Origin of the sequence: Acinetobacter sp. CIP 102136 (assembly GCF_000369685.1) — a bacterium.
GTDB classification, from domain to species: domain Bacteria; phylum Pseudomonadota; class Gammaproteobacteria; order Pseudomonadales; family Moraxellaceae; genus Acinetobacter; species Acinetobacter fasciculus.
Map to the genome: position 1 here is coordinate 403075 of NZ_KB850140.1, position 12536 is coordinate 415610.

The 12536-nt window shown below is 43.2% G+C and carries 11 protein-coding genes and 3 pseudogenes; 9 read left to right on the top strand and 5 right to left on the bottom strand.

Features of this window, described 5'->3' with window-relative positions:
- Positions 1-59: 59 nt before the first annotated feature.
- The 4 genes from rpsP to rplS all read left to right on the top strand — a co-directional run bounded on the left by rpsP (position 60) and on the right by rplS (position 2219).
- Positions 60-317: a 30S ribosomal protein S16 gene (gene rpsP / locus F893_RS02115; RefSeq protein ID WP_004281198.1), complete on the top strand. Its 258-nt coding sequence runs from the start codon at positions 60-62 to the stop codon at positions 315-317.
- A gap of 30 nt (positions 318-347) precedes the next feature.
- Positions 348-896: a ribosome maturation factor RimM gene (gene rimM / locus F893_RS02120; RefSeq protein ID WP_004281200.1), complete on the top strand. Its 549-nt coding sequence runs from the start codon at positions 348-350 to the stop codon at positions 894-896.
- Between the two features lie 28 nt (positions 897-924).
- Complete coding sequence (gene trmD, locus F893_RS02125) at positions 925-1659, top strand: tRNA (guanosine(37)-N1)-methyltransferase TrmD (protein WP_005249813.1); 735 nt, start codon at positions 925-927, stop codon at positions 1657-1659.
- A 185-nt stretch (positions 1660-1844) separates the two neighbouring features.
- Complete coding sequence (rplS, locus tag F893_RS02130; protein WP_004281205.1) at positions 1845-2219, top strand: 50S ribosomal protein L19; 375 nt, start codon at positions 1845-1847, stop codon at positions 2217-2219.
- Positions 2220-2742: 523 nt separating this feature from the next.
- Here the strand turns inward: rplS and F893_RS02135 are convergent.
- The 5 genes and pseudogenes from F893_RS02135 to F893_RS02155 all read right to left on the bottom strand — a co-directional run bounded on the left by F893_RS02135 (position 2743) and on the right by F893_RS02155 (position 8378).
- Positions 2743-3722: pseudogene (locus F893_RS02135) on the bottom strand (esterase/lipase family protein).
- 69 nt (positions 3723-3791) lie between these two features.
- Entirely contained in the window at positions 3792-4760 is a 969-nt protein-coding gene (locus F893_RS02140) for an esterase/lipase family protein (RefSeq protein ID WP_005249816.1), read from the bottom strand.
- Between the two features lie 133 nt (positions 4761-4893).
- Positions 4894-5865, bottom strand: a complete 972-nt coding sequence (locus F893_RS02145; protein ID WP_005101276.1) for an esterase/lipase family protein — start codon at positions 5863-5865, stop codon at positions 4894-4896.
- An 83-nt stretch (positions 5866-5948) separates the two neighbouring features.
- Positions 5949-6959: an esterase/lipase family protein gene (locus F893_RS02150; protein WP_005101273.1), complete on the bottom strand. Its 1011-nt coding sequence runs from the start codon at positions 6957-6959 to the stop codon at positions 5949-5951.
- A 390-nt stretch (positions 6960-7349) separates the two neighbouring features.
- Positions 7350-8378 (bottom strand): lipase secretion chaperone, encoded by a 1029-nt coding sequence (locus F893_RS02155; protein WP_004732393.1) that lies wholly within the window; start codon positions 8376-8378, stop codon positions 7350-7352.
- Positions 8379-8548: 170 nt separating this feature from the next.
- On the opposite strand from F893_RS02155, the gene truB reads away from it, so the two are divergent.
- The 5 genes and pseudogenes from truB (at position 8549) to F893_RS02180 (ending at position 12333) form a co-directional block, all read left to right on the top strand.
- Complete coding sequence (truB, locus tag F893_RS02160; protein ID WP_004732391.1) at positions 8549-9454, top strand: tRNA pseudouridine(55) synthase TruB; 906 nt, start codon at positions 8549-8551, stop codon at positions 9452-9454.
- Between the two features lie 12 nt (positions 9455-9466).
- Positions 9467-9814, top strand: a pseudogene (locus F893_RS02165) (TSUP family transporter); the annotation flags it as partial.
- 134 nt (positions 9815-9948) lie between these two features.
- Positions 9949-11253 carry an RNA-guided endonuclease InsQ/TnpB family protein gene (locus F893_RS02170; protein WP_005249817.1) on the top strand — a complete coding sequence of 435 codons (1305 nt, stop codon included), beginning with the start codon at positions 9949-9951 and terminating at the stop codon, positions 11251-11253.
- A gap of 61 nt (positions 11254-11314) precedes the next feature.
- Positions 11315-11731: pseudogene (locus F893_RS02175) on the top strand (sulfite exporter TauE/SafE family protein); the annotation flags it as partial.
- Between the two features lie 134 nt (positions 11732-11865).
- The gene (locus tag F893_RS02180) at positions 11866-12333 is read left to right on the top strand and encodes a hemerythrin domain-containing protein (RefSeq protein ID WP_004732380.1); all 468 of its coding nucleotides are present in this window, start codon (positions 11866-11868) and stop codon (positions 12331-12333) included.
- The last annotated feature ends 203 nt before the right edge of the window (positions 12334-12536 follow it).

Consider the following 12536-nt stretch of genomic DNA (forward strand, 5'->3'; position numbering starts at 1 on the left):
GTTTGAAGCGTATCGATGGTCGATACAGGGATAATCCGTAAAAACTATAAGGTTCTATCATGGTTGTTATTCGTCTTGCACGCGGTGGTGCTAAAAAACGTCCGTTCTATCAAATCATTGTGACTGATAGCCGTAATGCACGTGACGGTCGTTTCATCGAACGTATCGGTTTCTTCAACCCTACAGCTCAAGGTAAAGCAGAAAAACTTCGTTTAGATGCTGACCGTTTTGCTCACTGGGTTTCTCAAGGTGCTCAACCTTCTGATCGTGTTGCTTCTTTAGCTGCTCAAGCTAAAAAAGCTGCAGTTGCTGCATAATTTTTATATAAATTAGGTAGTAGCTTGCCCATGACACCAACACAGAATGTTCCCGAAGATCGTATTCAGATTGGACAGTTGCGTTCAGCATATGGATTAAATGGGTGGCTCTGGGTCTATTCCAATACAGAACCCATGAGCAACATATTTGACTATCTGCCTTGGTACATTGAGACCAAAGCAGGTTGGCAAATTGTCGATGTAAAACGTTGGAAACCACATGGTAAAGGCCTGGTTGTTTCGCTTAAAGGTGTGAGTGATCGTACTGGCGCAGACGAACTGGTTGGCTCCAATGTCTGGATCTCTAAATCGCAACTGCCTCAAGCAGGCGTAGATGAGTACTATTGGTCTGATTTAAAAGGTCTAACTGTGTTAGGTCTGGATGATGAAGAACAAGAAGTCAATCTCGGTCAAATTTTTGAGCTGTTTGAAACAGGTGCTAACGATGTCATGGTGGTTCGCGCAACTGCTGATAGCATTGATGGCGAAGAGCGAATGATTCCATGGCATAAAGATGTGGTGCAACGCGTTGATCTTGAAGCTGGTCGTATCTACGTCAATTGGGGCGTAGACTACTAAGAATTTTTCGGAAATACGGGAGTCTGCGATGTTTTTTGCAGTCATTACGCTTTTTCCTGAAATGTTTGAAGCGATTACAGCCTATGGTATTAGCGGGCGCGCAGCAAAACGTGAATTGATGCAAATTCATTGCATCAATCCTCGCGATTATGCGACGGGCAACTATAAACGGGTGGATGAACGTCCATTCGGTGGTGGTCCGGGTATGGTGATGATGGCTGAGCCTTTGGCAAAAGCAATCCAGCATGCCAAAGAGCTTGCAACGCAAGCAGGTGCAGTTCAGGTTCCTGTGGTGTATATGTCACCGCAAGGAAAGACCTTAAACGAAACTGCGGTACAGGATTTTGTCAAATATGACGGAATCATCGTACTGTGCGGACGTTATGAAGGCGTCGATGAACGTTTGATCCAGCAATATGTTGATCAGGAATGGTCAATTGGAGATTACGTCTTGTCGGGTGGTGAACTTCCTGCGATGGTTTTATTGGACAGTATTATCCGGAGACTTCCGGGTGCGATGTCTGATGAGCAATCACACGTGCAAGACTCATTTGTGGATGGTCTTCTAGATTGCCCACAATATACCAAGCCAGATCATTTTGAAGGTTTGGATGTGCCTGAGGTGTTAAAGTCCGGGCATCATGCCAATATTGAAAAATGGCGGTTTCTGCAGCGATATCAGCGTACACTTGAACGCCGCCCACAGTTGGTGGAAAAAGTCGAGTTGACCAAGCAGCAGAAAAAATGGCTAAAAGATTTGTAAGATATTGATGAGTGATCATTTCTGTCTTCAAGCAAATACTTAAAATTATTTAAGTATTCTTTAATAGGCTCTTTATGGTTGAGATGGTCAACTATAAAGGGAAAGATAATCGGGTGTATGCGCTTTAGCCTCTATACCCAGCGATGATCAGACCTCTTCTGACTCGCACATATTGGAGATACCCCATGAGCGGTAAGCATCCTTTAGTTCAAGTAATTGAAAACGCACAATTGAAACAAAACATCCCTGCTTTTGCACCAGGTGATACAGTTATTGTTCAAGTTAAAGTAAAAGAAGGCGACCGTGAGCGTTTACAGGCGTTCGAAGGCGTTGTAATTGCTAAGAAAAACCGTGGTTTGAACTCTGCGTTCACAGTACGTAAAATTTCTAGCGGTGTTGGCGTTGAGCGTGTATTCCAAACTCACTCTCCAATCGTTGCTGGTATCGAAGTGAAACGTCGTGGTGACGTTCGTCGTGCTAAACTTTACTACCTACGTGAATTGTCTGGTAAAGCTGCACGTATTCGTGAAAAATTACCAGCTCGTAAAACTAAAGCTTAATTTTAAGTTTTATACGAGTGAAAAAATGCGCCTTTGGGCGCATTTTTTATGCCTAATTTTTATGTAGATTTATTCGAAATGTTCCTGCAAAGGCAAGATCATAGCATCTAAAATATCCAAGAAAATTTTATGAATAAACATCAGGAATAATACAAAATATCCCCAAGACTGGAATCCTGCATTAAAAAGTTGAATGCAAATAAAACATTGTGTGATAACCAGTAAAATACTGATCCATACATTTGCGATAATATGTCGATGACAAGAGGGGCAATAATAAGGCTCATATTTTTTAAATTGAAAAGGATTAATGACTTTTCGTTTGCAGCAGGGGCAGGTTCTTTTAAATTTGTTTTTGATTTCTATAGAACGTATCTGCATTTATTTTATTTCACACTTATTTTTTTATATTTGATGAATATTTTATATGCAGTTTGATCATGATTAACAAGTAAATTTTAAGAAAAAAATTAGCGAAAAATAAGATAGAAAAGCCTCTGGATGAATAGAGGCTTGGGTGGCTTTATAAACCTTGCAGTTTTAAACGGTTGGCATGCTGACGATAGGCAGCAACTGGATCAGGCGCAAAGGTACCTTTAATGCCAAACAACAAGTTGATTTCATCCAGATGATTCCATGGAAAATCATCACGAATCGTTTTACCAAATTTGGCGCTGCATACCGAGACGATTCCATCATTTGCGCCAGCCTTACTCGCAGAAAGCAGATCCAAGGCTTTCATGGCGGCATCGCTGACATCTAGGGGATTGGTCACGGGTTGATTCCCGTCATTGAATACAGTGCAATGTCTTGGTCTGTATATTTGCCTTCACCACATGGGCTCAGCGAAAGCCCGAGTTTAAAGCGTTGGTTAAATTCGGCTGTGCCTTCAATCGACGTGCTGTGTCCTGCTGCCAGAGCATTATGTGGGAAAGCTTGACTGTCTAAGCCTTGTGCCCACATGATGACGTTGCCAAAACTGCTGATCAGGGTATTGAGCAGTTCAGATGTTCCGGTTTGATTAGCAAGTCGCATGACATCAGAAGCAACAATTGTCCCTTGGTTGGCACCGCCCACAGTCATCACTGAGGCTACATGTTGCGGCATCACCCCGGCTGCATAACGCACGCTATGCGCACCATGACTATGACCAATTAAATTCAGTTTTTTGGCGCCGGTGATTGCCATGACTTCTTTGAGTTGCTCCACATATTGTTCACCTCTGATTTCGCTGGAATTGAAAGGTGAGATGCGGGTGGCAAAGGCAGTTGAACCATTACGGGCTAAATCTGGCAAAATTTGATACCAATAATCCATGCCTAAGGCATCAAAACCAATGTGATTAAAGCCGACCATGCCATGTGCAAATACAATTGGGTATTGTGTTTTGGCATAATTGGACACAACAAATCTGGTTTCTGCTTGCTGCAAATTGGAAGCCTGCACATATTGGCCCGCAAATAACACGCAGCATAAGGTTATAAAATGCGTTCTAATTTTCATAAAGTTCCATTTTGGCGGTTTAAAAATTAAAAAATCCCTGCATATTGTGATGACAGGGATGAGGTTGAATTACAGGCCTTGCAATTTGAGCCGGTTGGCATGCTGGCGATAAACATCGACTGGGTCTGGAGCAAAGATATTCTTTAATCCGAGCAATTGGTTCACTTCATCCAGATGATTCCAGTTGTAATTATCCCGAATGGTTTTACCGAATTTGGCACTACAGCGGGAGACCAGACCATCATTTTCCTTGCCGCCATCAATGAGTAAAGCTGTAACTTTCAATGCTGAATCAGGGTCGAGCGGGTTGGTGACTTGGCCTATACCGGTGAATGAATAATGACGAATATCACCGTCTTTTTCCTTACCTTCACCGCAGGCGGTGGTCGGCATACCCAGCGGATATTTCTGGTTGAATTGAGCGGATCCTGCTAGGGTCAGACTGCGACCACCAGCCAGAGAATCATGTGGGAAACTGCTCGGATCCAGACCTTGTGCCCAGGTGATGGCCTTAGACACCAGGTTGATACCACCGACTAAAGGCCCTTGTATTGGCGTACCTTCTGCCTGAAGAATCAGGTCTGCAACCGGAGAGCCTTTATGTGGAGCACCGACGGAAGTCAGGGAAGCAACCAGATCAGGTCTCACACCTGCAACATAACGAATGGTCGGGCCGCCATGTGAATGACCAATCAGATTGACTTTGTCTGCACCGGTAATGGCCTGAATTTCTTTGACTTGCTCTAAAAGTTGTTCACCCCGAATTCCTGAGGAGTTAAAAGGTGAGACACGTGTTGCCCAGACATTGCCGCCATTACGCGCCAGATCCGGTAAAATCTGATACCAGTAATCCAGTCCAAACTGGTCGGTACCGACCCGGATAAAGCCTGCCATACCATGTGCGAAGACAATTGGATATTGGGTCTTGGCATATTGTGAACTGGCTTTTGCTGTGACCTGACTGGCCTGGGTGGATGCCTGGGTGCTGAGACATGTACCCGCCAGCAGCAGGCCGGTGATTAATATTCCGAATTTCATTATATTTTCCTCACTTTTGTTGTTTTAACGGGATGATCCTCATCCAGTTGCCTAAAGTTCCCCTATGTAGCAGGGACTCAGTTTCCTAAGTTTTTTTAATTAATAAAGATGATCTATTCATAAAATAAGTGATTTATAAGCCTTGCAGCTTGAGCCGGTTGGCATGTTGGCGATACAGTGCGACCGGATCCTGCGCGAAAGGACCCAAAATGCCAAAAAACTGGTTTACTTCATCAAAGTGGTTATGGGCATAGTCCTGACGGATGATTTGGCCATAGCGTCCGCTACACAGCGGCAGAGCACCATCATTGGCTTCTCCTTTCAAGAAACTGCTACCTAAAGTCACGACTGTAGACTCAATCACATCCAAGGAATTGGTTGCCTGCCGGTTGCCCATCCAGGAATAGTGGTAAATTCCATTTGGCGTGAGTTTGCTGCCCTGAGACTGACAGTCTTTGGGAATGGCAGAGGAGCCATATTTCATATTGAAAGCCTGAATCGCCTCTGGGTTCATAGCTTGCAGTGCCTCGATCATACTGACCGGATACTGGTTACCCGTGACCAGATTCATGCTGTGGCCCAGAATCGTACCGATGGCCTGAATAAAGGGCTCAAGGAGGGGTGTCTGGCCGGCATTGACAAAAACCGGTGTGCCTTGCATAGCGCCTGCAATGGCGGTTAAAGAGGCAGCTTTATGCGGCGTAATGCCCTCAATATATTGAATCGTTGGGCCACCTTGGCTATGCCCAATCAGATTGACTTTCTTATGACCTGTCAGTGCCAGTACTTCATCAATTTGCATCAAGAGCTGTTCGCCACGCAGTTCATTGGATGCAACAGCAGACAATTCGGCAGAAAATACCCATGCACCATGCCGGCTCAGGTCTTGGGGAATCTGATACCAGTAATCCAGACCGATGCTCTCCGTTCCAATCCGGTTAAAACCCAGACCAAAACCATGCACAAAGACCATCGGGTATTTTGTCCTGGCATAACTCGAGAGGACAAAATTGCTTTTGTATTGCTGTAATGCCGCGGCTTGCACAGGGCCAGTCCATATGGAAACTAACAGTAAAAGGTTCAAGTGATAGATTATTTTTTTCATTGCAGCTTCCAGAACAATGATAGGTTAAATAAAAAGAACCAGAAAAAAAGCCTATATCTCAACTGAAATATAGGCACTCTGGGTTATAAACCTTCTAATTTGAGCCGGTTGGCATGTTGGCGATAGAGGGCGACCGGATCGGGTGCAAACATACCCTTCAGACCAAACATCATGTTGGCCAGGTCAGTATGATTGAGTTTGTACTGGTCATGAATGACCTTGCCCATGAAAGCGCTACAACGTGACACCATGCCGTCATTGTCTTTACTGCCATAAGATAAAGGGCCGAGCTGCATCAGGATCGTGTCAATATCCAGTGCATTGGTGGCTTGGGCCACACCCGTCCATGAATAATAATGAATGCCTTTACTGTCTTTCTGTTTTAAATTTTTATTGCAGTTTTCTGTGGAAGCCAATACACCATCTTTGACCACCTGCTGCGCCACTGTGGCATTAAAAGTATTTGAACCGGTCTGGGTCAGGGATTTCATGGAAGCATCAAAATCAATTTCCAGTTCAGGCTTAAACTGACCCAGTGCAATCAATGGTCCAATAATATAATCCCCTAAAATGTTAAAGGCGGTACGCGTCAGGCTATTGTTCTGAATATCATCTGCGACTTTGGAGCCATGGTAGGTTCCTGCAACGCCAGTGATAGACGCAATATACTGCGGTTGGGTCGCTGCGACATAGAGTACTGTTGGTCCGCCATGAGAGTGACCAATCAAATTCAGTTTTTTCTTGCCGGTAATTGCCAGAACATCTTCAACCTGCTGAACCAGTTGTTCACCGCGATGCGCCGTTGTATTTGCTGGAGACAATTGTGCCGCAAAGACGGTAGAGCCATTACGTGCCATATCGGGCAGAATCTGATACCAGTAATCCAGCCCGATACTATCGGTGCCAATACGTGACCAGCCTAACCAGCCATGCACCATCAGGATCGGATATTTGGTCTTGGCATAGTCAGACCGGCTCTTTTCGATGACTTGTGTTGCACTCGCTGCAGCCTGAGTCTGTGCAGAAAAACTGAATCCCAGAGTGGTCGCTAAAGCCACAGTCAGTAACTGGGCTGTCTTGCTGAAAGTATGCATAGCTGTCCCTTTTTTAATTCTATCTTTATTCAAGCAATCATTGCTTTTTGTAGAGTGTCGCAAGCCACAAATCAGACGATGAAAATACAGTTTAGGTCTTCAGTGGCTGAGCAATTTTTCTTTTGAAGAAGCGGTATTTTTTCATTTCAGAGGTCTAAAACCATGTCATTTGGGGACATGCAGGACAGGAGGAATTTACATTGTAAGTATGCGTTTTATTTGCAGATGTATTTAAATAAAAAGTCTTTGAAATTATTATAATTTTTCTAAGTTATTTTGTGTAAATACGAAATATTTGGAAACAACTATAAAAGATCATTTTGAGAAAAAATATAAAGTTATCAAAAGGGCATTTATAAAAAAGCCATCAACAGGTGATGGCTTTTAGGCTTAGTCAGCAAAGGGCAGCTTGGCTCCCTGATCATGAACCTGTTCAAAGGTTTCTACCCGGAGTTGTTCTTGCGGTGTATTAAAATGTTTACTGCGAAGCTGGGCAATGGCTTGCTGTTTGGCGGTATCTGACATGCCGGACTGGGTAATCTGATCCCGTTCATCTAAATAGCCCGTCACCCGGTTTTTCCAGTCGCTGCGTTGTACATCCAGTTGTTCCAGACGCTGTGTGGCTTCAGGGCCGACTAGATTAATCCGCATCTGCCGGATTTCATCGCTGGAACCGCCACGAGCCTTAATATTAGCGGTTAGTTTGCGCAGATCTTCCAGTTTATTCAGTTGTTCCAGATTTTCCTGCCAGTCCTGTGGGAGCTGTTGAAACAGTGCTTTGAGCTTTTGGGCTTTTTCAGTCTCAGTCAAGCTTTTGTCTGCCAATACGCTCATCCGGTCCAGGGTATATTCATGATAGGCATCTTCTGTGCCAAACAAGCCTTCAATTTCATACTTGGAAAAGTACTGCTGGCGCAAATACTGGGTACTGTTATAGATGCTACGATAATAGGCAGGATATTCCTGATTCAGCCCAGTCGGTGCAGTGAGCTGGCCCAAACCCTGACGATACTGGATATAACGATCCCATAAATCCAGAATTTGCGAGAGTGCTGGTTCTTTATGATTCTGGCGAATATAGGCTTTAAAATCCTGCTGGATCTGCTGCAGATTTTTTTCGCCAAACTGAGTAATAAAATATTCAAAACAGTTGCGGGTCTGTTCATTCACGATCAGACGGTTGCTGGCATCTAACTGCATCTGACAATTAATTTCGGTATCTTGCTGGCTGGCACTGGGGAAGGCTGCATTGGCAGGGCCATTGACCAAGAGTGCGGTTTGCTCTGCCTGAGTTTCAGTAAAAGGTGTTTTTGTCCCGGTATCCGCCTGGTTATTTTCTTTTGGAGACAGCCATAAGATCAGCGTGAGAATGCACAGCACCAGCAACGCCAGAATGATCCATATTTTATATTTCTGCATATCCTATGCACCTATTTTCTCGTTGTTTCATTATTTTTAGATGTTCAAGCTTTTAGATATTAAAGCCGGCTCAATATGCCATAAAAATCATTAGAGACTATAGAAAAGTTGTAAATCATCTCGCAGGGTTTTACCATGGCGCCAATTTATAAAATGTCTGATTTTTTGCCATGAAAGCATCATCTCCTAAAATTCAGCGTCGTCATCTTAGTGGTGTCTTCCTGCTTAATAAGCCTTTGGGTATCAGCTCTAATGCCGCATTGCAAAGAGTCCGCTGGTTGTACCGTGCACAAAAAGCCGGCCATACCGGTGCGCTGGATCCGCTGGCATCCGGTTTATTGCCCGTGTGTTTGGGGGAGGCGACCAAGTTTTCGCATTATTTATTAGATTCGGTCAAGCGTTATCAGACGACCGTATTTTTGGGGCATAGTACCACCACGGGCGATGTCGAAGGTGAGGTGCTTCTGGAAAAAGCGGTTCCTGAACTCTCGGAAGCCTTGATTCAGGACACATTGGCACAGTTTATCGGGGATATCCAGCAAGTGCCGCCGATGTATTCTGCCTTGAAAAAAGAAGGCCGTCCTTTATACGAACTGGCGCGCAAAGGTATCGAGATTGAACGTGAAGCGCGTCCAATTACGATTTTAGCGATTGAGTTTTTGTCCTTTACGGAGAACAGTATTACGCTGGATATTACCTGTTCTAAAGGCACTTATATCCGGGTTTTAGGTGAAGATATTGCCAAAGCGCTGGGAACTTATGGCCATCTGACTTATCTGCACCGCATCAAAACCGGCCATTTTGATTTGATTCCAAGTTATACCATTGAATATCTGGAAAGCCTGAGCGAAGCAGAGCGCGATGAACTGTTATTGCCGGCCTATGCACCGGTTGATCATTTTCCAAAAGTGCAGGTACCCGAAAGTCGTGCAGAATATTTTAGCCGCGGCATGGAAAGCAATATCGAACATGAAGCAGCTGAACAGGTGCTGGTTTTTGATGGTGAGAAATGTCTGGGGCTGGCAGAAATCACCGACAAAAAACGTCTGGTGCCCAAACGCGTCCTGAACCTCTAATCGAGTCAATATATGGAAATTGAGATCATCATCAGTCTGGTTGTCTTTGCATTTTTTGCAGGGGCGATTGATGCTGCCGTAGGCGGTGGTGGTCTGATCCAGATTCCGGCAATTATGGGGAGTTTACCGCATCTACAGCCTGCTACGTTCTTTGGTACCAATAAATTCGCTTCCATTTGTGGCACCGCTTCTGCGGCATTTTCCTATCTGTGTCAGGTGAAACTGCCTTGGCTGCTCTTGGGCGTGATTGCACTGTGTAGTTTTGTCAGCTCTTTTATTGGTGCAGCCAGCGTTACGCTAATTCCAGTCGAGATTCTTAAGCCTTTTGTGCTGGTCATGTTGATCGTGATCGCCATCTATCTTTAGTGTGAAAGAGGACTCCACCCAACATTAGGGTGGAGGTGAATTTCACGACTTTTTTTTGGTGTTTTTTTAGTGCAATATGATAGAATAATTTACATTAAGTTTCTGTATCTAAATAGATTTAAGGCGAAATGAAGATCAACAAAGCGTACAAATTTAGGCTTGAGCCTAATGCGGAACAAGAGCTTGTTTTAAACAAGTTGCTTGGCTCTGCACGTTTTGTTTGGAATCAAATTTTAGCTGTATCATTTGAGATGCTTGCTAAAAATGAGCGAATCAACAAAGTTAATTTAGTCAATAAAATTCCTGAATTACGCAAAAAACCTGAATGTGCTTTTTTAGAAAAAAGCTCTAATGGTGTTTCACTCCAACAAAAAGTCCGTGATCTTGGTGATGCTTGGGCTAAATTTTTTGATAAAAAAGAACAAGCTAAGTTAAAGCAAAAACCATTTAAGCCTAAAAAACCAAGATTCTTTAAATTGACCGATGGCAGTGAAATTCAGCTTAGACCACTCATGCCACGATTTAAAAAGAAATCTGATGGTTATGATTCAATTCGCATTGTTCAATTTGGCAGATATTGTTGGGTTAAAGGTAATCAGGTTAAGTTGCCTAATGACATTGGCGTTGTGAAATTCAGAAAATCACAAGAGATTCTTGGTGAAATCAAGAATGTCACAATCTCAAAGCATGTTGGAAAGTGGTATATCTCTTTCGGTGTTGAAAGCACAATAGATGCACCGATTCACCCATCCAAATCAGCCATTGGTGTTGATCTAGGTGTTAAAAAATTAATTACAACATCTAGTGGTCAGGTGTTCGACCCGATCAATAGTTTTAAAGCTAATCAAGTTAAATTAGCTAGGCTTCAACGCAAGTTGAAGAAGAAAACCAAGTTCAGCCAAAATTGGAAAAAGCTCAATTTAAAGATCAATAAACTACACCATCATATTGCCAATATTCGGCATGACTACTTGCATAAAGTCACTACAACTCTCAGCAAAAACCACGCAATGATCGTAGTTGAGGACTTAAAAGTAGCCAATATGTCGAAGTCAGCAAAAGGTACAATCGAGAACAAAGGAAAGAATGTGAAAGCCAAGTCAGGCTTGAACAAATCAATTCTTGATCAAGGTTGGTCAATGCTTGTCAATATGTTGGAGTATAAGCAACAATGGCGAGGTGGTTTACTCGTTAAGATTGACCCTAGATATACAAGTCAGACTTGTAGTTCATGCGGTCATGTTGCAAAAGAAAATAGACCTACTCAGGCTAAGTTTGAGTGTGTTAGTTGTGGTTTTAGCGAGAATGCAGATATTAACGCTTCTCGTAACATTTTAGCGGTGGGACATACCGTTTTGTCTGTCGAGGGAAGATGCGGTAAAGATCGCCCTGTGAAGCAGAAAGCAAGTGAAATCCGTGAGGAAGTCACCTAAGAGCTTTTGCTTTTAGAATCCCCCCACTTGAGGTAAAATGAAAGTGAGGGGAGTATGTCAAACCTTGATGAAAAAACAGTTCGGCCAGGTGCATACCGAACAAAAACTGAATCGGAAAATGCTGATTCTGGCCGCTTTGGGCAGTCTGGCGATAGGCTTTTATGATGGTATCTTTGGTCCGGGCACCGGTAGTTTCTTTATTTTCTTTTTTATTCGCTATTTGAGCGTCGACTTCCTGCATGCATCGGCCTTATCGAAAATTGCCAATTTCACTACCAACCTGGCCGCCTTAAGCTTTTTTATTCCTAGTGGCAATGTGCTGTTTATGGTCGGGACAATGATGGCGGTAGCCAATATTTGTGGTTCCTTGGTCGGGGTGCGTTTGGCATTTAAATATGGCAGTGGCTTTATCCGGATTTTATTCCTGATTCTGGTCAGTCTGCTGATTTGCCGGATGGCATACCAGATGTTTTTTTAGATATAAACCCGATGTAAATCATTCTCGATATTAAAGTTTCTTAACAAATCACTTTATAAACTGGGTCTGAACCTGTTCTGAAAATCTTCTAGAATCAATGATATTAAAAATAAAACAATCGGAGAAATATCGGAATGACGACTATTTTTGAAGCATTAAGAGAGAGTCATGAGATTCAGCGTGATCTTGCAGAAAAACTATTACAGACTTCCGGGGATACAGCAGAACGCCGCGAGCTGTTCAAGCAACTCAAAAATGAATTATTTGCCCATGAGGCTGCGGAAGACCGTTATTTTTATATCCCCTTGATGATGACCGATTCAGGCCTGAATATTACCCGCCATGCCTTGGCCGAACATCATGAAATGGACGAAATGATTGAGGAATTAACTGCAACTGAATTGAGTAATCCGGGCTGGATTGCCATGGCCAAAAAACTTTCCGAAAAGGTGCATCATCACTTAAAAGAAGAGGAACATGGTTTCTTTCAGCAAGCTGGTAAAATTCTGGGAGAAGAGCAAAAGACCGCTTTAGCAGTGCAGTACAAGAATGAATACCAGCATTATAAAGACATGAAAAAAGATATGCTGGTACAAAGCTAAGCTTTAAATTCAAGTCGAATAAATAAAAAAGATGCCTGTAGTGCACTGCTGTCCCATAGTTTGCTTTAAATAAAAAAACCTGAGTCCTAACAGTTAAAATATGAGTGCAAACAAACACTTTAACGACCAGGATTCAGGTTTTGTCACATCAGAATACCGTATTTCATGAGCTAATTAAACCTGTTGTGCGACAGGATTTTGAA